The sequence below is a fragment of the Glycomyces arizonensis DSM 44726 genome (assembly GCF_000482705.1).
In the GTDB taxonomy this organism is placed as follows: Bacteria; Actinomycetota; Actinomycetes; order Mycobacteriales; family Micromonosporaceae; genus Glycomyces; species Glycomyces arizonensis.
Genome location: NZ_KI519474.1, coordinates 201,148 through 223,188, shown reverse-complemented (window position 1 = coordinate 223,188; position 22,041 = coordinate 201,148). Strand labels below are relative to the sequence as shown.

General features: G+C 67.9%; 24 protein-coding genes. 14 read left to right on the top strand and 10 right to left on the bottom strand.

What is annotated here, in order from left to right; genetic code table 11:
• The first annotated feature begins 68 nt into the window (after window positions 1-68).
• The 10 genes from H613_RS0121695 (at window position 69) to H613_RS31170 (ending at window position 6,623) form a co-directional block, all read left to right on the top strand.
• Entirely contained in the window at window positions 69-1,094 is a 1,026-nt protein-coding gene (locus H613_RS0121695) for a LacI family DNA-binding transcriptional regulator (RefSeq protein ID WP_026925423.1), read from the top strand.
• 80 nt (window positions 1,095-1,174) lie between these two features.
• Window positions 1,175-2,044, top strand: a complete 870-nt coding sequence (locus tag H613_RS0121690; protein WP_026925422.1) for an ABC transporter ATP-binding protein — start codon at window positions 1,175-1,177, stop codon at window positions 2,042-2,044.
• Complete coding sequence (locus H613_RS0121685; protein WP_051393672.1) at window positions 2,041-3,222, top strand: ABC transporter permease; 1,182 nt, start codon at window positions 2,041-2,043, stop codon at window positions 3,220-3,222. Before H613_RS0121690 ends, H613_RS0121685 begins: the two co-directional genes overlap by 4 nt.
• A 188-nt stretch (window positions 3,223-3,410) precedes the next feature.
• Window positions 3,411-3,803: a YbaB/EbfC family nucleoid-associated protein gene (locus H613_RS28320; RefSeq protein WP_035738903.1), complete on the top strand. Its 393-nt coding sequence runs from the start codon at window positions 3,411-3,413 to the stop codon at window positions 3,801-3,803.
• A gap of 5 nt (window positions 3,804-3,808) precedes the next feature.
• Window positions 3,809-4,126, top strand: a complete 318-nt coding sequence (locus H613_RS0121675) for a type VII secretion target (RefSeq protein WP_026925420.1) — start codon at window positions 3,809-3,811, stop codon at window positions 4,124-4,126.
• A 15-nt stretch (window positions 4,127-4,141) separates the two neighbouring features.
• Window positions 4,142-4,843 carry a WXG100 family type VII secretion target gene (locus H613_RS0121670; RefSeq protein ID WP_026925419.1) on the top strand — a complete coding sequence of 234 codons (702 nt, stop codon included), beginning with the start codon at window positions 4,142-4,144 and terminating at the stop codon, window positions 4,841-4,843.
• A 7-nt stretch (window positions 4,844-4,850) separates the two neighbouring features.
• Window positions 4,851-5,465: a hypothetical protein gene (locus H613_RS0121665; RefSeq protein ID WP_026925418.1), complete on the top strand. Its 615-nt coding sequence runs from the start codon at window positions 4,851-4,853 to the stop codon at window positions 5,463-5,465.
• A gap of 1 nt (window position 5,466) precedes the next feature.
• Window positions 5,467-5,841 (top strand): CPCC family cysteine-rich protein, encoded by a 375-nt coding sequence (locus H613_RS0121660; RefSeq protein WP_026925417.1) that lies wholly within the window; start codon window positions 5,467-5,469, stop codon window positions 5,839-5,841.
• A gap of 64 nt (window positions 5,842-5,905) precedes the next feature.
• The gene (locus H613_RS28315; RefSeq protein ID WP_156926190.1) at window positions 5,906-6,250 is read left to right on the top strand and encodes a colicin immunity domain-containing protein; all 345 of its coding nucleotides are present in this window, start codon (window positions 5,906-5,908) and stop codon (window positions 6,248-6,250) included.
• A gap of 94 nt (window positions 6,251-6,344) precedes the next feature.
• Window positions 6,345-6,623: a YxzC family protein gene (locus tag H613_RS31170; protein ID WP_156926189.1), complete on the top strand. Its 279-nt coding sequence runs from the start codon at window positions 6,345-6,347 to the stop codon at window positions 6,621-6,623.
• 255 nt (window positions 6,624-6,878) lie between these two features.
• On the opposite strand, the gene H613_RS0121650 is transcribed toward H613_RS31170, so the two are convergent.
• The 6 genes from H613_RS0121650 to H613_RS28310 all read right to left on the bottom strand — a co-directional run bounded on the left by H613_RS0121650 (window position 6,879) and on the right by H613_RS28310 (window position 12,610).
• Window positions 6,879-7,598 carry a hypothetical protein gene (locus H613_RS0121650; RefSeq protein WP_026925416.1) on the bottom strand — a complete coding sequence of 240 codons (720 nt, stop codon included), beginning with the start codon at window positions 7,596-7,598 and terminating at the stop codon, window positions 6,879-6,881.
• Between the two features lie 448 nt (window positions 7,599-8,046).
• Window positions 8,047-8,724 carry a hypothetical protein gene (locus tag H613_RS0121640; protein WP_026925414.1) on the bottom strand — a complete coding sequence of 226 codons (678 nt, stop codon included), beginning with the start codon at window positions 8,722-8,724 and terminating at the stop codon, window positions 8,047-8,049.
• Complete coding sequence (locus H613_RS0121635) at window positions 8,717-9,088, bottom strand: hypothetical protein (protein ID WP_026925413.1); 372 nt, start codon at window positions 9,086-9,088, stop codon at window positions 8,717-8,719. Before H613_RS0121635 ends, H613_RS0121640 begins: the two co-directional genes overlap by 8 nt.
• A complete protein-coding gene (locus H613_RS0121630; RefSeq protein ID WP_026925412.1) occupies window positions 9,085-9,789 on the bottom strand; it encodes a hypothetical protein in 705 nt (234 codons plus the stop codon). The genes H613_RS0121635 and H613_RS0121630 overlap by 4 nt, the downstream gene beginning before the upstream one ends.
• Window positions 9,790-10,163: 374 nt before the next feature.
• The gene (locus H613_RS0121625; protein WP_035738898.1) at window positions 10,164-11,531 is read right to left on the bottom strand and encodes an NCS2 family permease; all 1,368 of its coding nucleotides are present in this window, start codon (window positions 11,529-11,531) and stop codon (window positions 10,164-10,166) included.
• A 350-nt stretch (window positions 11,532-11,881) separates the two neighbouring features.
• Window positions 11,882-12,610, bottom strand: a complete 729-nt coding sequence (locus H613_RS28310; RefSeq protein ID WP_035738896.1) for an LPXTG cell wall anchor domain-containing protein — start codon at window positions 12,608-12,610, stop codon at window positions 11,882-11,884.
• Window positions 12,611-12,788: 178 nt separating this feature from the next.
• Here H613_RS28310 and H613_RS31850 point away from each other — a divergent pair, with 178 nt between their 5' ends.
• A complete protein-coding gene (locus H613_RS31850) occupies window positions 12,789-15,041 on the top strand; it encodes a glycosyl hydrolase family 95 catalytic domain-containing protein (protein WP_051393670.1) in 2,253 nt (750 codons plus the stop codon).
• A gap of 117 nt (window positions 15,042-15,158) precedes the next feature.
• Here H613_RS31850 and H613_RS0121610 read toward each other — a convergent pair whose 3' ends face one another.
• The 4 genes from H613_RS0121610 to H613_RS0121595 all read right to left on the bottom strand — a co-directional run bounded on the left by H613_RS0121610 (window position 15,159) and on the right by H613_RS0121595 (window position 17,820).
• Entirely contained in the window at window positions 15,159-15,674 is a 516-nt protein-coding gene (locus H613_RS0121610; RefSeq protein WP_026925410.1) for a hypothetical protein, read from the bottom strand.
• Window positions 15,675-15,736: 62 nt separating this feature from the next.
• Window positions 15,737-16,156, bottom strand: coding sequence for a hypothetical protein (locus tag H613_RS0121605; protein ID WP_026925409.1), 420 nt, complete (start codon window positions 16,154-16,156; stop codon window positions 15,737-15,739).
• A 58-nt stretch (window positions 16,157-16,214) separates the two neighbouring features.
• A complete protein-coding gene (locus H613_RS0121600) occupies window positions 16,215-16,595 on the bottom strand; it encodes a hypothetical protein (protein WP_026925408.1) in 381 nt (126 codons plus the stop codon).
• 214 nt (window positions 16,596-16,809) lie between these two features.
• The gene (locus tag H613_RS0121595; RefSeq protein WP_026925407.1) at window positions 16,810-17,820 is read right to left on the bottom strand and encodes a hypothetical protein; all 1,011 of its coding nucleotides are present in this window, start codon (window positions 17,818-17,820) and stop codon (window positions 16,810-16,812) included.
• A gap of 264 nt (window positions 17,821-18,084) precedes the next feature.
• Here H613_RS0121595 and glnII point away from each other — a divergent pair, with 264 nt between their 5' ends.
• The 3 genes from glnII to H613_RS29585 all read left to right on the top strand — a co-directional run bounded on the left by glnII (window position 18,085) and on the right by H613_RS29585 (window position 22,023).
• Window positions 18,085-19,098, top strand: a complete 1,014-nt coding sequence (gene glnII / locus H613_RS0121590) for a glutamine synthetase GlnII (RefSeq protein ID WP_026925406.1) — start codon at window positions 18,085-18,087, stop codon at window positions 19,096-19,098.
• Between the two features lie 203 nt (window positions 19,099-19,301).
• Window positions 19,302-19,889, top strand: coding sequence for a hypothetical protein (locus H613_RS28300; RefSeq protein ID WP_051393669.1), 588 nt, complete (start codon window positions 19,302-19,304; stop codon window positions 19,887-19,889).
• 160 nt (window positions 19,890-20,049) lie between these two features.
• Complete coding sequence (locus H613_RS29585) at window positions 20,050-22,023, top strand: glycosyltransferase family 2 protein (RefSeq protein ID WP_084546843.1); 1,974 nt, start codon at window positions 20,050-20,052, stop codon at window positions 22,021-22,023.
• The last annotated feature ends 18 nt before the right edge of the window (window positions 22,024-22,041 follow it).

Below are 22,041 nucleotides of genomic sequence, written 5' to 3'. Positions count from 1 at the left end.
GGAAAGCATAGAGTGACCTGTCAGACTTGTCAACACCGGCCCCCGGACCACCCCGAGAGGAGCGACGCGTGCGCGTGACGCTGAAGGACATCGCCGCCGAGGCGGGCGTCAGCCCCATGACCGTGTCCAATGTGATCAACGGCAAGCGGGCGCGGGTCTCGCAGGCCACCATCGACCGGATCCTGCGGATCGTCGAGCAGCGCGGCTACGTGCCCAGCGCCTCCGCCCGCAGCCTGGCCGCCCGCTCCTCGCGGATCATCGGCCTCCTCGTCCCCGCCGCGGGCGAGGACAGCCTCACCATCAGCCCGCACACCGTCGAGATCATCGGCGTGCTCGAACGCGAGCTGCGCAAGCACGACTACCACCTGATGCTGCGCGGCATCGAACGCATCGACGAGATCGCCGAGGCGCTGCGCTCGTGGAACCTCGACGGCGCCGTCCTCCTGGGGTTCCAGGACGTCGAGATCGACCGGCTCGGCCCCGACACCGTCGGCCGCGTCGCGCTGGTGGCGATGGACAGCTACTCGGAGAACCCGCTCGCGCTCGGCGTGCGCTCGGACGACTTCACCGGCGCCAGACTCGCCGCGCGGCACCTCTTGGAACTGGGGCACCGGCGCATCGCCTTCGCCGGGCCCGCCTTCTTCGACACCGGCGTGGTCCGGCAGCGCTACGAGGGCTTCCGACGCGCCTTCGTCGAAGCCGGGGCGCCGTGGGAGGGCGCGGTGGTGGCCGCGGTGGAGACCACCCACGCCGCCGGGCGCGCGTTCGGGCACCTGCTGGCCGCGGAGCACCCCGAGGTCACCGCCGTCTTCACCACCGCCGACATCCTCGCCATCGGCGTCATGGAGGGCCTGGTGGAGGCGGGCCTCGCGGTGCCCGGCGACGTGTCCGTCGTCGGCTACGACGACCTCGACATCGCGACGTTCGTCACACCGAAGCTGACGACCGTCGCGCAGGACATACCGGCCAAAGCGGCCGTGGCGGTGCGGCTGCTCCTCGGCCAGATCACCCGCGAGGAACACCCCGACGCGGCGATAACCTTGGGCGCCAATTTGATCGAGCGCGGCACCACGGCGGGGCCGAAACTGGAGTAGTCCTTGCGAAGGATCCGGTCCCGAAGGGAATCCTTCCCGCGGCGGACGCCCGGGGCAGCGGGCCGTTTTAGGGTGAACGCATGCTCGAAATCAAGGACCTCAAGAAGAGGTTCGGCGATACCGTTGCCCTCGATGGGGTGTCGCTGTCGGCCGAACCCGGCGAGGTGGTCGGCTTCGTCGGCGCCAACGGCGCCGGCAAGACCACCGCCATGCGCATCGCCATGGGCGTGCTCGCCGCCGACTCCGGCGAGATCGTCTACAACGGCGCCCCGCTCGGCACCGAGCAGCGCCGCCGCTTCGGCTACATGCCCTCCGAACGCGGCCTGTACCCCAAGATGAAGACCGGCGACCAGATCGCCTACTTCGGCGAACTCCACGGCATGAGCCGCGCCGAGGCCAAGCGGTCGACCGCCGAGCTGCTCGAGCAGCTGAACCTCACCGGCCGCATCGGCGACAACGTGCAGGACCTCTCGCTGGGCAACCAGCAGCGCGTCCAGCTGGCCGTCTCGCTCGTGCACGACCCCGAGGTGCTCATCCTCGACGAGCCGTTCTCCGGGCTCGACCCGATCGCCGTCGACGTCATGGGCACCGCGCTCAAGGAGCGCGCCGCCGCCGGGGCGCCGGTCATCTTCTCCAGCCACCAGCTCGACCTCGTCGAGCGGCTGTGCGACTCGGTCGTCATCATCGGCGCAGGGAAGATCATCGCCTCCGGTTCGGTCGAAGAACTGAAGGCGCGCGAGGTCAAGCAGCTGCGCGTCCGCGTCGACACCGCCGAGGACCTGACCGCGCAGCTGCCGGGCAAGGTCGAGCGCGACGGCGAGGACTACCTCGTCGAAGGCGCCGACGACCAGGAGGTGCTGCGCATCGCCGCCGCGGCGGGCCGCGTCACGCACTTCGCCTACGACCAGCCCACCATCGCCGAGATCTTCCGAGAGGCCGTGACGAAATGAGCGACCAGAACGCCGAGATGTCCCGCATGCGGGGCCTCATGCTCGTCGCGGGCCGGGAGATCCGCGTCCGCGGTCTGTCCCGGGCCAACGTCATCAGCCTCATCGTCACCGTCGTCATCGTCGGCATCCTCGCCGCGCTGCCCGCGATCATCGGCGACGACGGCCCCACCGAGGTCGGCCTCGCCGGGGCGAACGCGCCCGCCATGGAGGCCCAGCTGGAGGCCGTCGGCGACTACGAGACCACCGTCTACGACGACGCCGATGGGGCCGAGCAGGCCGTGGCCGACGGCGAGGTGGAGGCCGCCGTCGCGGACGGCAAGCTCTACAGCGAGGACGGCGTCGACGCCGAGCTCCAGGCGGTGCTCGACTCCGCCTGGCAGGCCGCCTCGGTCGAGGCCAACCTGGCCGCGGCCGGGCTGACACCCGAGGAGTCCCAGCAGGCGCTGGCGACCGAGTCGCTGGAGAGCGTGACGCTCTCTGAGGGCGGCGTCAACAGCACCCTCGACTACTTCGCGGGTTTGATCATCTCCATCGTCATGTTCATGATGCTCATGACGCCAGTGCAGTACATCGCCATGGGCGTGGTCGAGGAGAAGTCGAGCCGCATCGTCGAGATCCTCCTGACCAGCCTCAAGCCGTGGCAGCTCTTGGGCGGCAAAGTCATCGGCCTCGGCGTCATCTCGCTGATCAACCTCGTGGCGATGGTCGCCGTGGGCCTCGGCGTGGCCGCGGGCACCGGCAGGCTCGACAGCCTGCCCGACGGCATGGCCTCGGCCGCGCTCTCCTCGATCGGCTGGTGGCTGGTGGCCTTCGCGCTCTTCGGCACCCTCGCCGGAGGGGTCGGCTCGCTGGTCTCCCGCCAGGAGGACGCCGGTTCGGTGCTGACGCCGCTGATCATGTCGCTGACGCTCAGCTACCTCGGGGCGATCTTCCTGCTGAACGCGCCGACCAGCACGTTCGCGCAGATCCTGTCGATCGTGCCGCCGTTCTCGGGGATTACGATGCCGACGCGCATGGCGATCACCGACGTCCCCGCGTGGGAGATAGCGCTGGCCCTCGGCCTCCTGGCCGCCGCCGCGGTCGGAGCCCTGGCACTGGGAGCGACGCTCTACAAGCGCAGCGTCCTCTACACCGGCTCCCGCCTGAAGCTCACCGAAGCCCTCAAGCGCGCCGCGTAACAAGGACGACAGCGGCCCGGCACCGAACGGTGCCGGGCCGCTCGCCGTTCGCGGGTCTGTTGCGAAAGGACCCGCGCTCTCCGGCACCGATCGCGAGCACCACCGATTTGCGCGAACCCGATAGACTCTCGGATCGTGTGCGGTGCTTGACTCCGAGTGCCGACCCGGCACGAGTTGAGGGAGCGGTGATGGTCGACGGGATTCCTGGTCCGGAGGCGTCGCGGGATCGGTTGCAGGCGTGGAAGGGCCGGATCGACCAGCTCGCGACCGACACGCAGGCGATGAGCGACCGGTTCGAGGACCTGAAGGTGACCGTCTCGGACCCGAACCACATGGTCGAGGTGACCGTCGATTCCTCGGGGAGCCTGGTCGATCTGCGTCTGAGCGAGCGGAGCAGGCGGGTCGAGACCGAGTTCGTCTCGCGCACGATCCTGGAGACCGTGCAAGCGGCCAAGGCGCAGATCGCCGAGCGGTCCGCGGAGATCGTCGCCGAGACGCTCGGGGAGGACTCGCCCGCGGGCCGGGCGATCGCCGAGCGGGTGCGCCGGCGGCTGATGCCCGAGACCGGCGCGGAGGGCTGAGCGCGATGGGCAACGGCTACACCGTCGATCCCGCCGAGTTGCGCACGCACGCGGGCAATCTTGAGGCGCTGCGGAACCGGTTCGACGCGATCAAGTCGGCCAGTGCGTACATCACTCAGGACGACGAGGCGTACGGCACGCTGTGCGGCTGGATCGCCGGGTGTCTGGAAGAGCGCCATCAGGACCACGAAGAGCTGGTGGATTATCTGGCCGAGAACCTCGACATCGCCGCGAGGGCGGTGCGCTCGTGCGCCGATGACTACGAGGCGGGCGACGAGGACTCGAAGGGCTCGTTCGACGAGCTCGACGGTCGGCTCGGGTAGGAAGGAAGACATGACATGTCTGACAACTCGCTGATCGCGCCCGTCGAGTCGACGCGCAAAGCCTGGACCGGCGCGGGACTGGCCGACAGCATCCAGGACCTCGTCGAGTCAATCAAGAGCGATGGTTGGGTGGACGACCTGCTCGCGGGGGGTGGACTCGCGCTGGAAGTGGTGGGGACCGTGATGGACCCCTTCAGTGCGCTGCTGTCCAACGGGCTGGGTTGGGCGATGGAGTACTTCGAGCCGCTGCGGAGCATGCTCGACGAGCTGACCGCCAAGTCCGACGTGGTGATGTCGCACGCGACGACGTGGACCAACATCGCCGGTGAACTCCAGTCGATCTCGGAAGACTTGCAGGCCCACCTCGAATCCGACACGCCCGAGTGGACCGGTGATGCCGCGGACGCCTACCAGCGGCTGATGGCCAACAACGTGGACGCGATCGGTGGGATGGGGGCGTTGGCGGCGGCGTTGTCGGCGGCGACCGAGGGTGCCGGTGCGCTGGTGCAGATCACGCGGGAGCTGGTGCGCGACCTGATCGCGGAGTTGGTGGCGCATGTGGTGGTGTGGGCGGTGGAGGCGATCTTCGTGGTCACGATCCCGGTGATCGCGGCACAGATCGTGGCGGCCGTGGTCAAGTGGGCCGGGATCATCATGGGTTATGGAATGGCCTTGATCCAAAGCTTGCAGAACCTCAAGAAACTTCTCGGGCTGTAGGCCGGCGATGCGCAGAACGCTGAAACTCCTGCTGGTCATGGGCCTGGCCTTCGTGCTCCAGAGACCGCACGGCGGCGGCGACGGACCCGATGGCCCCGACGACACCACCCACAACGACGCTGACGGCGATGGCAACGACAGCAAGAAGACCACCACCCCCGACGGCATCAACGCCAGCGAGGACTGGGGCGCGGCCAAAGACGCCACCAAGAAGAAGGCCGAGGAAGGCCGAGCAAACGACAGCGACGGCGACGGCCAGCCCGACGTACCATCGACGACCGACGACTCGACGAATGCAGGCAGTCCGGCGCTCGAACCGCAGTACCCTGACCAATGGGCCAGCCCCGAGAACTTGACAAGCCACTACCAGGACCATCGCAACGACGATAATGCCGAGTGGGAATCAGAGGCCGAATACCGGGAAGCGGCGATCGATCTCATGAGTACTGACGGTGGAAGGCGCGAAGGCGTCAGGATCAAGACCGACGGAGACACCTCGTACTTCTACGACCCCGCCACTGGGGAGTTCGGAAGATCCGGCCCAAGGGGGATTATCACGTACTACATTCCCATCCCCGATCCGGAAGCTCATTTCAACCGTCAACCGGGAACGGAGGTTTAGCATGGTGACCGAACAGCGGTTCCCTTGCCCTTGCTGCGGACATCTGGTGCATGAGTCGGCGGGGTCGTCCATGATCTGCCCGATCTGCCGCTGGGAAGACGACGTGACCCAGCTCCGCTGGCCCGACTACCAAGGCGGAGCCAACAGGACGAACCTCCTTGAAGCCCAAAGGAACTTCCAGCGCTTCGGAGCGTCTGACCGTGACGCCGCCTCGCGGGCGAGGCCGCCTCGGGAGGATGAACCTCTCGATGCGGGCTTCAGGATCGCGGATCCTGCCGTCGACGATTTCGAATCCCTGGACGACGAACCGGGCAATTGGCCGACTGACCGCTCGGTGCTGTACTGGTGGCGCCCCGACTACTGGCGCAGGCACTGATACTCCCGTTCGGGCCGACGGGGCCACCGCTGGACCTCCAGGACCCGGCCGCTCTGGAGTACGCGTGGATCACCGACAACATGCCGCGAAACCTGACAGACCTCGCAGCGGTGCAGATATCGGTGGGCGAATGAATCAGAGCCCGCGCGAAGACGAGGTTTTTCGACCCTTGGGAACCGCCTTCGTGCAAGGCAGGATGAGCGGAACCGATTTCGAAGAGCAGTTCATCAGATTCTGGAAGCTTTACAGAGACAACCACGTGTCCACATCCACGAAAGTCGACAAGCTCTTCACCGATGTCGACGCTTTCTGCGGAGACCCTGAGCTGTGGGAGGAAGGCGATTTGGACGAGGACGCGCTTCGAGCGGAAGTCGCTCGGTACTTGCAGAAGTGGCAGGATCGACAATGAGTCGAAGCGCGATTGGTCCGGATATCACGCCGAGACTCAATGAGTCTTTTCGGGCAAGCTGTCGATAGACGTGGGCACTCCAAGCCGTGCTGACGTGTCCGAGCGATGGACCGGATTGCTCAATCACGACCTGACCCGCGAAGAAGTCCACGACTGGGCGAAGCCGTGGGTCGAGGAGCGTGATGATGAAATCACTGATGCAATGGTCCGGTCAGCGTTGCTGAGACTTCACGGTTTCGGCATGGTCTACGTCGATGCCGATCGGACAGTCGTTCGCCATGGCAGCGAAGGACCCTATGTACATTCCGAGCACGCGATGGCTGCGGCATTCGACCAATGGGAAGCCAAGTGCCGTGAAATTCCGACTCAATGAGACCACGGTGTCCGAAGACCCATCGCGCAGACGGGATTTCACCGATGTCTTGAAGGCATGATTCACGTGTCGCCAGGTTGACAGCCGATGTTGAATCGTCGATCGCCGACCGGTTCGCAGCCGATACCGCAGTACTGCGAAAATCGATGCCGAAGTGATCTGTGAAGCCAAAGTTTCATTCGGGATCCGCGGACTCGGAACAATCCACCCTGTCGGCGGCGCGGCGGACCATCGGTGCCGAGCGTGTGGCGACGTTCAGGGTACGATGTCGACCGTCTTGCGGAGGCGCCGGTACTCCCCGCTGTTGAAGACCGACAGCTTCGGTTCATCCAACTCGCTGATCAGCCGTTCGATGGCGCGGCGGCCCGCGACGGTCTCCATGTATATGGGCCAAGACGTGACGATGACCAGCAGCATGATCAGTTGGGCACCCAGGCAGGCGGCGACAATCCATACGAGGACCGCGGCCGGCCAACTGTCCACATCAAGCACGCTGGTCGCCGTGTACAGGCCGCTGTGATTGAGGACCGCGTGAATCAGGAACACCGGGCCCAAGCAGGAGGCAACGACCCAGACCACAGCCTTGAACAGCCAACCCAGACCGGCGATTCCTCCATGTCTGCTCCGCGAGAAGGCCAGAGCATTCCAAGAGAGGATCGCGGACACCGTTGCCGCCACCCAGGCGAGCAAGGCGAAAACGATCAGGCCCCCGGTCGCCCACCCGAGAGCCGCGAACGGCGTACCGATGATCAACAAGATCACGGACACGATGCTCAGCAGCAGCGGAAGGCTGTACCAGAACACTCGCCGCGCGGTGCACGAGTGGCATATGAAGGAACGCTCTCGGCCGAGGATGCGGTACTTGATGACGGCGACACCCGACTCGTGTTCGATCGAGATCGGTGCGCCGTAACGAAACGCATAGAGGCTACCGTGCCGGGGTCGATCGCAGTTGTCACATCGCGGGGTGATCATGTCCGGGAGCTTACGTCGAATCCTGCGGGAGGGGTCCTCAGCGGCCGTTCGCGGCCTCGGACCGGCGGCCCTGCCGCCATGCTTCCATCAGGTGCATTCCCAGCAGATTGATCACCACTCCCATCCCGAACAAGAGCCCGGCTGCGGGGAGCGTAAAGAGGAACGCCCCGCCGCTCAAGTGAATAGACGCCGAGAGCGCGCGACGGGCCCGGTTGAGAAGCCGCCAGGGTCCGCCGCGTCTCTCGACACGGCTCACCCTGTCAACGCCGCGCTGAGCCACCACCGCCCGGTCGGGGTTTGAAGGGTTTCCCCGACCGGGCACCTTTTCGCCCTCGCGACACCTTTTCCCTATAGCCTATAACCGGACTATAGGATATAACTTATATCCTATAGTCCGGTTATAGGCTATAAGAACCGTGCCCTGGTCTAGACCTCCGGGACGCGCCCGCTATTGGGATGATCCCGGTCTTCGGTGGTAGGCGTCGGCAGCGGCTGCGGTGAGGCGTTCGAGTCTGCCGGGTTCGGTGGCCCAGTCCACATGGGTGGGCGTCGGGTACAGGCGCGGTGCGGTGCCGTCGAGTCCAGTCACGGTGCCGAGATGTTCGGGTTCGAGGTCACGGAATGCGAGCGCGACGGCGTCGCCGCCGGGCTCCCAGGTCAGATCGACTCTCAGGCCGTCGATCACGGTCAGCTCCAAGCGCACCGGTCCGGTGGCGCGCTCGGCGCTCACCTCACCTCGGCGCTCGGCTTCGGCCCACAGATCGCACGCGTGGTCGCACAGGACGGCGGCGGCCTCCTCGGGCAGGTCGGGCACATAGGAGTGATAGCGTGCGCCTCTGGCGTCGGCCCGCAACACGTAGCCGATGGTCCGGAGCGGGCCGGGCGCGGTGCGGGTCAGCCACACGGTCGCGGCATCGGATCGGGGCCGGGCGGTCGCCTCGATCTCGATCGGGCCGGGGCCGCCGAGCATGCGCGGCAGGCCGCGCAGGCGGTAGCGACCGATCTCGATTCGTTCGGGCAGGGCGGAAGCGACTGCGACGCCTTCGGCGAGGCGTCCGCCGACCAAGTGCGCGATGCGTTCGGCTTCACGCTCGGCCCGGTGACCGTTCAGGCGCGTCTCAACCATCGCAGGTCCTCTCGCAGTCATGCCAGAGGCGGGTAGCGGCGGCTTTGAGTTGGGCGCTGACTTCGCCCTCGTTCACCCACGCCCAGGCGTCGGTGTCGCAGACCCATAGATCGGGCTCGCCGAGGACCAGGCCGGTCAGGTAGCCGATGGTGCGCGGGGCCTCCCCGCCGGTGCACACCCACAGCCGGGGCCTGCTGGCCCGCGTGGCGAAGGCGACCGTCCAGCCGTCGATCACGGCCCCGCCGAGCACGGTCAGCGCGGCCGGGTCGGGCACCTCCGGCGGGGTCGCCCGCAGCGGCAGGGCCGCCAGGGCGCGGTGGTAGGAGCGCCGGATCTCCTCCGGCGCGGAACGCACGGCGGTCATCGGACTTCACCTCCGGCCATGCGGCATTCGAGGCGCGCGGTGCGCACCGCGTCGAAGAACACCTGCGGGGCGTAGTCGATGCCGCGGAGGGCACTTCGGCGTGCGGCCGGACGCGCCGTCACGTGTGCGGCCACTCGCGAGGTTTCGCGCACCGCCTCGGATGGAGTGGCGTGCGTGGTCTCGTGCACGGTGGCGTGCACGGCCGTTTGTTCTTCCGGGCGTTCGGGGAAGGGCACCACCCGCCAATACAGGATCGCCAGCAGGACTTGCAGCAGCCACTTCAGGCGCAGCAGGGCGCGGCCGGGCTCGTCGGTCTCGTAGTGCGCCTGGTGGAGTTCTTCGGAGTCGCGGATGAACGCGAGGTAAGCCGCCTCGCGCATCGGCGAGAACGCCGTCGTCTCTTCGGGGAGCGGGTCGGGCAGTTCGTTTCTGCGGTGGCGGCCGGTGCGCCGGTCCTGGTACCAGCCCGGCGAGCCGTACGGGCCCGGGTCGTCCGGGTCGTGCGGCTTGCCGCCGATCTTCCAGTCGTCGCCGGGCTTGTGGCGCAGGTGGGCGGGTTCGTACCACGGCTCGCCGGGGGCGAAGCCGGGCGGGTACTGCGAGACCGAGTCCCACTGCCGCGTGGAATGCCCGGTGGCGAGGTGGGCTGCCGATTGGGTGTTTTCAAGTACGCCGGAATGGCGTATCGTCGTTGACGACACGAGAGCCTGCTCTCTGTGTTGAGCTGCCCGGCGGAGACCGGTTTGGCGATTGGATACCGCCGGGCAGCAGTTTGAGATTCTGCCTTATGAAATTGATTCAAGTTGCTGGGGTCTTGACGTAGCCCTTTCAGAGATGTTCGTAAATGCTTGCCGCCGTGGAGGAAACACACTCGCGGTGATTGCATGATGAACGAAGATTCCGCCATTGTCAACCACGGCGTCTAGATCGAGAGCGCGCTGATTCCTGTTTTTCTTATAGGGCAAGGCGAATCAGAAAAGATACGGCCTATTGGCCGTGTTCTCGGACACGTCGAACCCGGTCGGCGCTTGCGCCGACCGGGCGGTGTTCAACGTTATTCGGCTGTGCCGCTCTACTACACCAGGAACAGGAAGTAGCCGACCGAGGCGGCCGCGAGGGCCCAGCCGATCGGGTGCACTTCCCTCCAGCGGCCCTTGGCGGCCATCGCGATCGGGAAGACCACCAGGCCCAGCGCGATGCCGTTCGAGATCGAGTAGGTCAGCGGCATCGCCACCACGATGAGGAACGCCGGGATCGCGTACTCCAACTTCTCCCACTCGATCCCTCCCAGGGCCTTCGCCATGAGCACGCCGACCATGACCAGCGCGGGCGCGGTGACCGCCGGGTTGTCGGCGACCAGGCCGAACACCGGGAAGGCCACGAGCGAGACGAGGAACCAGAAGCCGGTGGTGACGGCGGTCAGACCGGTGCGGCCGCCGACCGAGACGCCCGCGGTGGACTCGATGTAGGCCGTGGTCGTCGAGGTGCCGAGCACCGCACCGGCCGTGGTCGCGATCGAGTCGGTGGCGAGGGCGCGCCCGGCGCGCGGAAGCTTGCCGTCCTTGACGAGCCCGGCCTGCCCGGCGACGGCGAACAGCGTCCCGGCGGTGTCGAAGAAGTCCACGAACAGCATGGTCAGGATGACCGCGATCATGTGGACGGTGAAGGCGTCCTCGAAACCGGTGAACGCTGCGCCGAACGCGTCCAGGTTCGGCGTGGTGCCCTCGGCGAGTTCGAGGTCGACGACGCCGGTGAGCAGGCCCACGGCGAGGGTCGCCAGCATGCCGTAGAAGACGCCGCCCTTCCAGCCGAGGAGCATGAACACGGCGGTGGCGATGAGGCCGAACATCGTGAGCAGGACGGTGCCGTCGGAGAAGTCGCCGATGGTCACGAGCGTCGCCTCGGACGGGGCGACGACGCCGCCCCCCTTGAGGCCGATGAAGGCGATGAACAGGCCGATCCCGGCGCCCACGGCGAGCTTGAGCTGGGCGGGAATCGCGTTGATGATCCACTCGCGCACGCCGGTCACGGCGAGGGCGAAGAACAGCACGCCGGAGACGAGCGTGCCGGTGAGCGCGGTCTGCCACGGGATGCCGAGGGTGAGCACCACGGTGAACGCGAAGAACGCGTTCAGGCCCATGCCGGGGGCGGTGGCGATCGGATAGCGGGCCCACAGGCCCATGATCAGGCAGCCGAGCGCTGAGGCGAGCGCGGTGGCGGTGAAGATCGCGCCGGGGCTGGGGGCGTCGACGCCCGCCTCGGCGATGCCGAAGCTGAGGACGCCGGGGTTGACGGCGAGGATGTAGGCCATCGCCAGGAAGGTGGTGGTGCCTGCGAGGAGCTCGCGCTTCCAGGTGGTGCGGTGCTCGCTGAGGTGGAAGAAGCGGTCGATCGGCCCCGATGCGGGCGGGGTCGGCTCTTTGGTCTGCTCTTCGGTTGCCATGGGCTGGGCGTCTCCAGGGGGACGGTGCGATGCCGGGCAGCTGGCACCTCGGACGGACGGCGGGTTCAGCGCTGAACCCGCTGGTAATGTACCGTGCCGGGCGCGAAATGGCGAGCGGGTGGATGCCCGTGGGACCGAAGGTGAGATGAAGATGACGCCCCGGAACCAGGGGGGCGGTTCCGGGGCGCGGAGGTCGAGCCCCCGGTGGCAGGATTCCGGGGGCTCGACAAGGACCGCACCGTCAAGCAGCGGGCGGTAGTCCTGGGAACGCTTCCCTGAGACAGTAGCTAAACGCGGGAGCGCTTCACCGGGTTGCATAACGGTTGGGTAACGGCCCTAAGAGCGTCGGCCTACCAGTTCTCGGCGGCGCGGCGGCGCCGCATCACGAAGAACAGGGCGGCACCGGCGGCGGCCAGCGCGGCGGCCGAGACGAGCGCGACGGTCAGCGGCGTGCCGGTGGTCGGCAGGGTGCTGCCGGCGGCAGGCGTGGTGGACACCTCGTCGCCCGGAACGGTCGTGTCCGCGGTCGGGCTCTCGTCGCCGGGCGTGGGGCTCTCCGCACCGGGGGTCGGCTCCTCGTCGCCCGGGGTGGGCTCGTCATCGCCGCCATTGGCGGGGGTGCCCGCACAGGCGTGGGTCAGGTTGAACTTCGCGCCGTCGTCGGGGTCGTTGACGTCCGCGGTGGCGTCAACGAGCGTCCAGCCGGCCGGGGTGATGATGTAGGCCTTGTTGTCCCCTTGGCCGTCGACGATGCCGCCGTTGTCGTCGGTGTTGAACTCGTGCAGCGCGCCGGACGCGTCTTCGTAGGTGGCGTAGACCGCCTCGAAGTTGCCCTCGGCCCCCGCCGAGGCTGGAAGGACGAACACCCAGCCGTCCTGGTCGGCGGCGATGTCGTCGGGCACCTGGTCGCAGGACTGCTCGAAGGCAGCGGCCGTGGTGGGCACGTTGCCCTGGTTGATCGGGATATTCACGACCTCGGCGCTCGCCGGAGCGGCGAAGGCCAGGGCGCCGAGGAGCCCGGCGGCGCCTGCCACGCCCAGGGTGCCGAAGGCCCTGGAAGTCTGCTGCTTGAAAGTCACGTCTCAGTTCTCCGTTTGTCGTACTGCCATGGGATCGAACGTGCCGGATTCGAGATGGGCAATAACATAACGCGGGCGAGGCGCATGGGGTTGCATTGCGATCCGGTAACACTCTCCGCGTCGCACTCGGGAGGCCGCCCGCCGCGGCCGCCAGGCGCAGGAATGAAATCCTTGAGCCATGTCGGACGAGTTGAAACTGGCCTATGACGGCGCGCCCCGAGCCTGGCACGAGGGCCTGCCGATCGGCAACGGCCGCATCGGCGCGATGATCGTCGGCGGGCGGATCGCCCTCAACGAGGACGGGTTCTGGGCCGGTCGCGGCGACTGGCGGGTGCCCGAAGGCGTCGAGGGCGTCGCGGCCGAGGCCGCCGAGGCGGTGCGACGCGGCGACCTCGTCGGGGCCGACCGCCTCGTGACGCGGCTCCAGGGCGAGAGCACGCAGGCCTACCAGCCGGCGGGCGCACTGCTCGTGTCCCATTCGGATGATGCCGAACCCGAATCGCGCGAACTGGACCTGCGCGACGGCGTCGCGCGGACCGTGCGCGGGCGGGTGCGCCAGGAATCGCTCGTCTCGGCCCGCTTCGGGGTGCTCGCGCTGCGCTGGAGCGCCGAGGAGCCCTTCGACCTCGCGCTCGACTTCGAGTGGCCGCACCGGGGCGGTTCGAGCGCGGCCGACTTCGACGAGCTGTCGTTCACCGGCTTCGCGCCGGTCGGCGTCCACGGCGGCGAGCCGGACTACTCGAGCACCGACGGCGTGCGGGCCCTGGCGCTCAACGCGCAGCTGCGCTGCGACGGCGCGCTGGCGCCGACCTCGCGCGGGCACCGGTTCACCGGCTGCCGCGAGGCGGTCGTGTTCCTCGCGATGCGCAGCGGCGAGGACCCCGCCGCCGAGCTCGGGTCCGTCCAGTGCGAGGCGCGGCACGCGGCGGCGAGCGGCTGGGAGGCGGTCCTAGAGGACCACGTGGCCGAGCACCGGCTGGTCATGGACCGGGTGCGGCTGGACCTGGGCGACGGTCCGGACGGGCCGGTCGACCGGCGGCTCGAACGGCGCGCGGCGGGCGAGGCGGACGAGCGGCTGCCGGTGCTGGCCTTCCAGTTCGGCCGCTACCTTCTGGCGGCCTCGTCGCGGCCCGGCACGCAGGCGGCGAACCTCCAGGGCATCTGGAACGACGAGGTCACCCCGCCGTGGAACTGCGACTACACCACGAACATCAACGTCGAGATGAACTACTGGCCCGCCGAGACGTGCGCGCTGAGCGAGTTCCACGAGCCGATGTTCGACCTCGTCGAGGGCCTGGCGCGCACCGGCGCCGAGACCGCGCGCACGCTCTACGGCGCGGGCGGCTGGTGCTGCCACCACAACACCGACTACTGGCGGCTGACGACGCCGTGCGACGGGCGCGCCTGCTGGCAGGCGTGGCCGATGGCGGGCCTGTGGCTATGCATGCACATCGCCGAGCACTGGCGGTTCACGCGCGACGAGGAGTTCCTCGCCGACCGGCTCCCGGTGGTGCTGGGGGCCGCCCGGTTCGCGCTCGACAGACTCAGTGAGAACAAGAACGGCGAGCTCGTCACGAATCCCGCCACGAGCCCGGAGAACGAGTTCGTCACGCCCGAAGGGAACGCGGCCGTCGACGAGACGACGGCGATGGACGCGACGCTGGTGCGCGAGCTGTTCGCGTTCGTGCTCGAAGCCGCCGACGTGGTCGCCGAGACCGTCCACGGTGAGCGCCTGGCCGTGATCACCGAAGTGCGGGAGGCGCTGCCGCGCCTGGCGGGGGTCAATGTCGGCTCGGACGGGCGGATCGTGGAGTGGGCCGCCGAGCGCGAGGAGGCCGAGGTCCACCACCGGCACGTCTCGCACCTGTACGGGGCCTTCCCCGGTGCGTCGTTCGCCGACTCCCCCGAGCTGATGGCGGCGGCGAAGCGGAGCCTGGAGGTGCGCGGCGACGCCGGGACCGGCTGGTCGCTGGCGTGGAAGACCGCACTGTGGGCGAGGCTGCGCGACGGCGACAGGGCGCACCGGCTGCTCGGCGAGTTCCTCACGCCGGTCGGCTTCCGAAAGTCCGAAGTGGAATACTCCGACGGCGGCGTGTACTCGTCGCTCTTGTGCGCGCACCCGCCGTTCCAGATCGACGGGAACTTCGGCACCACGGCGGCGATCGCCGAGATGCTGGTGCAGTCGCACCGGACGATCGACGGTGCGCCGGTGATCGAACTGCTCCCGGCGCTGCCGAGCGCCTGGCCCGACGGCGAGGTCTCGGGACTGCGCGCCAGAGGCGCGGTGACGCTGCGCCGCCTGCGGTGGGCCGCCGGAGAAGTGACCGAGCTGGAGCTGGAGGCCACGGCGCAGACGCGGGTATGGGTGGCGCTGCCGGGCGAGGAGCCGCGGGAAGTGCACTTGGAAGCCGGAGTGCGCTGGCGCCCGTAGTATATCTTATATCTTATATCTTATAAGGTAACGATCTTATAGGATATAGGGGTGGCCGGGAGTCCTGTGCAGGATCCCGGCCATTGGGTATGAACAGTATGAAGATGTGCCTGCCGTTCAGCAGTTGAACTCGTACACCTCCGCCAGCACCGCGACGCCGCAGACGCTCCAGTTCAGAGCGCCGCTCGCGTCGACGTTCAGCAGCGAGAGCCCGTTCTCGGACCCCACCGGCTCGCGCGCGGCGGTGGTCGAGTTGTCGCAGTCCACATCGGCGGTGGTCGAGCCCGCGGAGACGCCGCAGACCTCCCACTTCGCGGAGTCCCGCAGGTCGACGTTCGCCAGTGCCGGCAATCCGTCGTAGGTCTGCGGTGACTGAGGCACCGGCGGCGGTTGGGGCAGTGGGACGCCGAAGGCTTCGTCGTCGTACTGCCCCGTGCCGAAGATGCCCGCGCAAGCGGGGTCGAGGACCGTCCCAGTGGGCTCCTCGCCGCATACGACGGGGAGCGGCGACGGGTTTCCGGTCTCCAGAGACGCCAGGGCCAGCCAGTCCGGCGTCGAGGCCGCAGCCGCGCCGCACGGTATGGCGGCAGCGGCGGCCGCGGCTGACGCCGCGACGATGGTCTTGTATCGCATGTCCTCTTTCGACCTCCCGTCGGTTGCGAGTCCGGACCGGACGCTGGTGCTGCCGGTTCGGTTTAGTAGTCGCCCTGGTCGACGCCCTTGGCCGGGGTCTCGTCGCCCTCGTCCCAGCCGTCGTCGCCGATGTGGTCGCGGTTGTCGCAGTCCTGGCCGTAGGACGTGGCCAGGATGTTCTGGCCGCAGATCTGCCAGTGCAGCGCGTCGGACAGGTCGCCGTTGAGCAGCGACTTGTCGCCGGCGATGACGCCCGACTGGGGGCCCTCGCCGATGTGGTCGCGGTTGTCGCAGTCCTGGCCGTAGGACGTGGCCAGGATGTTCTGGCCGCAGACCTGCCAGTGCGCGATGTCGGAGGCGTCCAGGTTGAGCAGCGACTGGTCGCCCGCCCAGACGCCGGAGTTCTGGGCCATGGCCGGAGCGGCGGCACCGAGGACGGCGAGACCGGCGGCCGCGGCGGCGGCGATGGTGGAAGTACGCATGGTTGTGGTTCCTTTCTCGAACGATGAAGGGGCGGGCGCGGGGCCCGCCCGAACGGTCTTACTGGGCGTCGGCGTCCACGTGGTCGTAGTTCAGGCACTGCTGGTAGAGCGAGGGCGCCACGCCCACGTTCTGACCGCAGATCTGCCAGTGGAGCAGGCTCGAAAGGTCGCCGTTGACCAGGGACTTGTCACCGGCGGTGACGCCCGACTGGGGGCCCTCGCCGATGTGGTCGCGGTTGTCGCAGTTCTGCTCGAACGACGTCGCCAGGATGTTCTGACCGCAGATCTGCCAGTGCCCGGCGCTCGAGGCGTCGAGGTTGACCAGCGAGACGTCGCCCGCGGTGACGCCGGAGTTGTTGCCCGCGGCCATGGCCGGAGCGGCGGCGGCGATCGCGGCGACACCGGCGGCCGCGGCTGCGACGGTAAGAACCTTGCGCATGATGCTGTTCGTTTCCTTCTCGGTTGTGCGCCCGAGAGTTCGGGCGTCTTCGTTTGGATGCGGCCGGACTTCGCTCGAAGGCGGCCGGTGCGGGCCTGACCGCGCGTCGGCGCGCCGGACACCGCCGAGGTCGAGACCTCGGACGCTGCAACCGGGTGGGATCGAGGCGCACGGCGAGTGCGCCCGGAGTCCCCGCGCCGACGCGCGGAGGCTCTTAGTCTGGGGCGACGGACAGCTCGGCGGCGCGGTCCATTGGTCGCCCCAATCCCCTGACCACCGAACGGACGAACGACACCTGTCCGTCGCCGGTGAACGAGGAGACGTCGACAGCGGCATGGCCGCTGTCCACACTGATACCGGTGGTCGAGCCGACGGCTCCACCGGGGATGATCTTCAGGTCGGGCAGCGCGGGACCGGGATCGGTCCACGACTGCGCGGCGTCCGCGCTCGGCACACGCCCCCAGGTGTCGCCCGGATCCGCCGTCGGCTCGTCCGCGGGGACGACAGTGCATTCGGAGGCGGCGGCCGACCGGTCGTCCGGCGCCCCTTGGGACGCCGCCGCCGCCTCGATGGAGTCTGCTGCCCGCTGAAGCGCGGTGAGGCTCGGCTGTCCTGGACCGGCGGCGAGGACGCCCCCGGGTGGCGTCGCGTCGCTCGGCGGCTCCAGGCCATCGGTCACCAGCCGCGCCAGCGCGTCGACCTCGTCGGTCGCGGGCGCGACAGTCTCATAGACACCGGACACCGCGGGGGCGGGAATCTGCACGACAGAGGTCGTCCCCTGCAACAGGGTTCCCAGCAGCGGTGTCACCACTTCAGCAGAACTGTCCCCTGCGGACTCGCCGTTCGACCGATCGGATCCCTCCGCTGTGCGGAGCACCGTGTTCACGGCCCCCACCTGCTCGTCCACCAGCGCACCCACCGGTTCGATCAGACCCGACACCAGCCCCGGTGACGTCCTCTCCTCCGCCGGCGTCCGATGGCCCTGCTGGCTTTGCGGGACCAGTCGCGCGGCCAGGCGCGACATGTCGGAGACCTCTGCGGTGAGCGGATCGATCACCGCGGCAAGGCCTGTCGCCTCGGCGGTTTCGTCCGATGCCCAAGCGGTGGCTGCCATGCCCAAGGCCCCGATAAGCAGGGAGCCGAATGCTGCGAGCGCGGCACGGAGGAGGAGCCGGGACACATCGATGCGGCGAGCGTTCTCGCGGCCGCACATGATGCTTCCCATGTCTCCCCCGTCGTCCTGAACCTGAGCGCGAGCGGCTTTGCCGCCCGCACTTAGGAGAACGAATCCGACCGAATCGGGGATACGGGGATATCGAGATTTTCTGGCCCCAATTTGGCCGAATAGGACTCACAAATGCGCTCTCGCCACACCGCGTCGTGCTTAACAGAGTGTTCACACGCCCTCAACGCACGGGAAATTGCGCCTTGGGAGCGTGGCGGTGCGGCTCGGCGAGCGGCCGTGCGATCATGAGGAGGGCTCCACCCGATGGCTATCAAGGCCGAATACATCTGGCTCGACGGCACCGAGCCGACCGCCAAACTGCGTTCCAAGACCAAGATCCTCGCCGAGGGCGAAGCGCCGCCGGTCTGGGGCTTCGACGGCTCCTCGACGAACCAGGCCGAGGGCGCCTCCTCCGACTGCGTCCTCAGGCCGGTCAAGACCGTGCCGGACCCGATCAGGGGCGGCGAGCACCTGCTGGTCCTGTGCGAGGTCCTCGACACCGACTTCACGCCCCATCCGACCAACACGCGCGCGGCGGCGGCCGAGCTCGCCGAGCGCTTCGCGGCGCAGGAGTCCTGGTTCGGCATCGAGCAGGAGTACACCTTCATGGTCGGCTCCCGGCCGCTGGGCTTCCCCGAGGGCGGCTACCCGGCCCCGCAGGGCGGCTACTACTGCGGCGTGGGCGCCGACGAGATCTTCGGGCGCGAGATCGTCGAGCGCCACCTCGACAACTGCCTGGCCGCGGGATTGCCGATCTCGGGCATCAACGCCGAGGTCATGCCCGGCCAGTGGGAGTTCCAGGTGGGGCCGGCCTCGGCGCTGGAGACCGCCGACTCGCTGTGGCTGGCGCGCTGGCTGCTGTACCGGACCGCCGAGGACTTCGGGGTGTCGGCGACGATCGACCCGAAGCCGGCCAAGGGCGACTGGAACGGCGCGGGGTGCCACACCAACTTCTCCACCAAGGCGATGCGCGAGGGCTACGAGCCGATCATCGCCGCCTGCGAGGCCTTGGGCGAGAAGGCCGAGGAGCACATCACCGGTTACGGCGACGGCATCGACCAGCGCCTGACCGGCCAGCACGAGACGGCCCACTGGAGCGAGTTCTCCTACGGCGTCTCCGACCGCGGCGCCTCGATCCGCATCCCGTGGCAGGTCGAGAAGGACAAGCGCGGCTACCTCGAAGACCGCCGCCCGAACGCCAACTGCGACCCCTACACCGTCACCCGCCTCATGGTCGAAACGGTCTGCACCGCCTTGGACCGCAAGGGCCTCGTCTAGCGGCGAGCCGAGAACGTCAGGGGCGCCGCGTCGGACGCGGCGCCCCTGATGATGTTGCTCGGTGTCCGGACGCCGCCGTCCCGTCGGGGCTCCAGGCTCGGACAGCCTACGGGACAGCTCCAAGTCGCTTACGCGCACGCGCTGCGGACCGGCGGGCGCATGAGACTGGTCCCGCCGTTCGCCGGCGTGACACTATAGCGACCATGAAGAACGTCTTCGTCCTCTGCACGGGCCGCTGCGGTTCAGTGACCTTCGCCGAGGCGTGCAAGCACCTGGACAACTACACCGCTGGGCACGAAACGAATGCGAACCTCGTCGGTGACGCGCGCCTGGCCTACCCCGAGCGGCATATCGAAGTGGACAACCGGCTCGCCTGGCACTTGGGGCGGCTCGGTGCCACGTACAGCAATGAGTCGACGCTGTACGTCCATCTCAGGCGCGACCCCGAGGCAGTGGCGCAGAGCCATCTCGCGCGGTGGGACGCCAAGTTCCGCGCCTCGATGATCCGCGCCTACGGCCACGGAATCGTCATGAAGACGCGGGACTGGCCCTTGGAGCAGCGGATCGATGTCTGCCGCGATCACGTGGCGACCGTGACCGCCAACATCGAGGAGTTTCTGCGCTACCGCAGGTCCGTCACAGTCCGGCTCGAAGAGGCGAAAACCGATTTCCCCGTGTTTCTCGACGCCATAAAAGCGACCGGGGGCACCGAGGCGGCACTCGCCGAATGGGATGTAAAACATAATTCCCGCACGAATTTCCATGAGACCGCCGCGGCGTCGCATCGCTGAAACGCCGTACGACCGAAATCAATGGCGACCCTCAATGCTCCGCAAAAGGAGCCGCTACGGGTCGAAGCCCTCGACCGATGGGGTGTACGAGCCAGGAACCGGTCTGCGCGGTCATATATAATTCCTGCGCCCAGCATCCCCGCACACTCAGAACGGTCCCATGATCACTTTCGAGCCACAACCAGAGCGACGACTGCTCGAGCGATCTCTGAGCGCGGCCAATGCCGTCGCAATGGGGCAAATGCACCAATGGGGACAGTACCATAAGTCGCGTATGTCATTGCACGTGCTCGCCTATCTCGCGTACCCCGATGACCCCCAGTCCTTGTGGGATGCGCAGAAGAACGAGGCGCGACTCGCCCGTGCCCCACTGAACCTGGAGGCACTCTGCGCATTGGCGGCGTCATTCGGGTTGCAAGCGGACACCGAGGAGGAATCCCGGCGGGCATTGGGGCTGTTCGACCTGGCATTCCAGCGGACGAGGGGCCACATCCCCGCCGAATACCAAGCCTTGCACGTCATTTCGGCGCATCTGAGCGGACGGCAGGACCGGGTCGAAACGCTGGTCAAGTCCTATGGAGACGAGGCGGCTCCCGTGCGGAAAGCCATTCGCTGCCGGGCCGCCCACCCGCGGAACGGGGGGTCCGCCGCCGTGTTCATGCAGCGATTGCGGGAACTCACCGGCTGGACCGACCTCTGCGAGCCGGACGAGCGGACGTCCCCGTCCATCAACGGACTGCGGACCGAACCCGGTAACGCCGTCGAGAACGGGCCTCTGATCACGGTCATCATGACCTGTTTCCGCCCGGACGAGGCACTTCTGGCGGCGGTGCGCTCGATCGCGGCGCAGACCTGGCAGAACTGGGAGCTCATCGTCGTCGACGACGGATCGGGCCCCGAGTACTCCGGCGTCCTGCGCGACGCCCTGAATCTGGACTCTCGCGTGCGATTGCTGATCCAGCCCGAGAACGGCGGCACCTATCAAGCCCGAAACCGGGCGATGGCGGCCGCCAGGGGAGAGTTCATCACCGGACTCGACTCCGATGACTGGGCCCACCCTCGTCGACTGGAAAACCAGGTCAAACCACTGCTCGACGACCCGAAACTGGTCATGGTGGAATCACGCAGCCTCGCAGTGCACGAGGATCTGTCACCGGTGGTCGATCCCCAGGTCGCGGTGATCGCCTCGCGATCGACCTTGATCATGGTCCGAGCGAAGCCCATCAGAAGGCGGATCGGCTTCTACGACGAGGTCAGGAAGACCGCGGACTCCGAGTTCCGCATGCGCATCAAGGAGCACTTCGGAAGGCGTGCCTGGACTCGAATGAAAGGCGGTCCCCTGACGCTCGTGCGCCACACGGACACGACGCTGTCGGCCGGTGAGGTCTCCCGGTACTGGATGACGACGAGCCGTCTGGCCTACCACTCGGGATTCACCCATTGGCACCAGCGGATACGCAGAGGACGTGCCGAGGCGTTCCTCGAGGCCCTCGCCAGGCCGCGGCCGTTCCCCATCACGCAGGACATCACCCGTACCAAGGCGGCGAGCAGGCAGATCACCTACGCCCGGATATACACGGCGGATTGGAGCACACTCGACAAGGCGCGTCGCACGATGCTCGCGGAAGCGGCTGAACAGGCGTCGAGAGGCCAGGCCATCGGGCTCGCCCATTGCCCTGAATGGGTGAATGTCAACGGCAAGCGCCCACTCATCAACTGGTCCGTCTTGGAAACCGCCGCTGATCACGGGCTCGAATTCGTGGATCTCGAGCCCGGGGAGGCCGCACCGGTGATCACACCGACGGAGCAGTACGCGGAACTGCTCCGATTCGAGCACCCCGAACTCGAAGCCGATCGCATCCGCGTTCACTCCGAGACGTCCGAACGGCGGCATGAAACGATGCCGTCCACCACCGAGGTGCACCACCTTCCCCCGACGCCACGCCGACTGATCCGGTGGGGGGACCTCGCACTCGCCGGAACCGGGCTGCTCTCAGCGGGAGCCGTCGCGGCGGCATCAGCCGTATGGCAACCGGACGCCCTGCCTTGGGCCACGGCGGGGAGCCTGGCGATCTGGCTCGGCGCCGGCGGCCTCGCCATCAGCCGCCGAATCTCCTCCCGGATCCTCCGATGACCGACATCAGCGGATTCA

What these genes read in the sequence shown, in the direction of transcription:
- H613_RS0121690 (WP_026925422.1), top strand. Translation starts at nt 1,175, where the DNA reads ATGCTCGAAATCAAGGACCTCAAGAAGAGGTTCGGCGATACCGTTGCC.
- H613_RS0121650 (WP_026925416.1), bottom strand. Translation starts at nt 7,598, where the DNA reads ATGATCACCCCGCGATGTGACAACTGCGATCGACCCCGGCACGGTAGC.
- H613_RS0121685 (WP_051393672.1), top strand. Translation starts at nt 2,041, where the DNA reads ATGAGCGACCAGAACGCCGAGATGTCCCGCATGCGGGGCCTCATGCTC.
- H613_RS0121660 (WP_026925417.1), top strand. Translation starts at nt 5,467, where the DNA reads ATGGTGACCGAACAGCGGTTCCCTTGCCCTTGCTGCGGACATCTGGTG.
- H613_RS0121640 (WP_026925414.1), bottom strand. Translation starts at nt 8,724, where the DNA reads ATGGTTGAGACGCGCCTGAACGGTCACCGGGCCGAGCGTGAAGCCGAA.
- H613_RS0121600 (WP_026925408.1), bottom strand. Translation starts at nt 16,595, where the DNA reads ATGCGCAAGGTTCTTACCGTCGCAGCCGCGGCCGCCGGTGTCGCCGCG.
- H613_RS0121675 (WP_026925420.1), top strand. Translation starts at nt 3,809, where the DNA reads ATGGGCAACGGCTACACCGTCGATCCCGCCGAGTTGCGCACGCACGCG.
- H613_RS28300 (WP_051393669.1), top strand. Translation starts at nt 19,302, where the DNA reads ATGAAGAACGTCTTCGTCCTCTGCACGGGCCGCTGCGGTTCAGTGACC.
- H613_RS31850 (WP_051393670.1), top strand. Translation starts at nt 12,789, where the DNA reads ATGTCGGACGAGTTGAAACTGGCCTATGACGGCGCGCCCCGAGCCTGG.
- H613_RS0121605 (WP_026925409.1), bottom strand. Translation starts at nt 16,156, where the DNA reads ATGCGTACTTCCACCATCGCCGCCGCCGCGGCCGCCGGTCTCGCCGTC.
- glnII (WP_026925406.1), top strand. Translation starts at nt 18,085, where the DNA reads ATGGCTATCAAGGCCGAATACATCTGGCTCGACGGCACCGAGCCGACC.
- H613_RS0121595 (WP_026925407.1), bottom strand. Translation starts at nt 17,820, where the DNA reads ATGGGAAGCATCATGTGCGGCCGCGAGAACGCTCGCCGCATCGATGTG.
- H613_RS0121625 (WP_035738898.1), bottom strand. Translation starts at nt 11,531, where the DNA reads ATGGCAACCGAAGAGCAGACCAAAGAGCCGACCCCGCCCGCATCGGGG.
- H613_RS28320 (WP_035738903.1), top strand. Translation starts at nt 3,411, where the DNA reads ATGGTCGACGGGATTCCTGGTCCGGAGGCGTCGCGGGATCGGTTGCAG.
- H613_RS0121610 (WP_026925410.1), bottom strand. Translation starts at nt 15,674, where the DNA reads ATGCGATACAAGACCATCGTCGCGGCGTCAGCCGCGGCCGCCGCTGCC.
- H613_RS0121635 (WP_026925413.1), bottom strand. Translation starts at nt 9,088, where the DNA reads ATGACCGCCGTGCGTTCCGCGCCGGAGGAGATCCGGCGCTCCTACCAC.
- H613_RS0121670 (WP_026925419.1), top strand. Translation starts at nt 4,142, where the DNA reads ATGTCTGACAACTCGCTGATCGCGCCCGTCGAGTCGACGCGCAAAGCC.
- H613_RS29585 (WP_084546843.1), top strand. Translation starts at nt 20,050, where the DNA reads ATGATCACTTTCGAGCCACAACCAGAGCGACGACTGCTCGAGCGATCT.
- H613_RS0121665 (WP_026925418.1), top strand. Translation starts at nt 4,851, where the DNA reads ATGCGCAGAACGCTGAAACTCCTGCTGGTCATGGGCCTGGCCTTCGTG.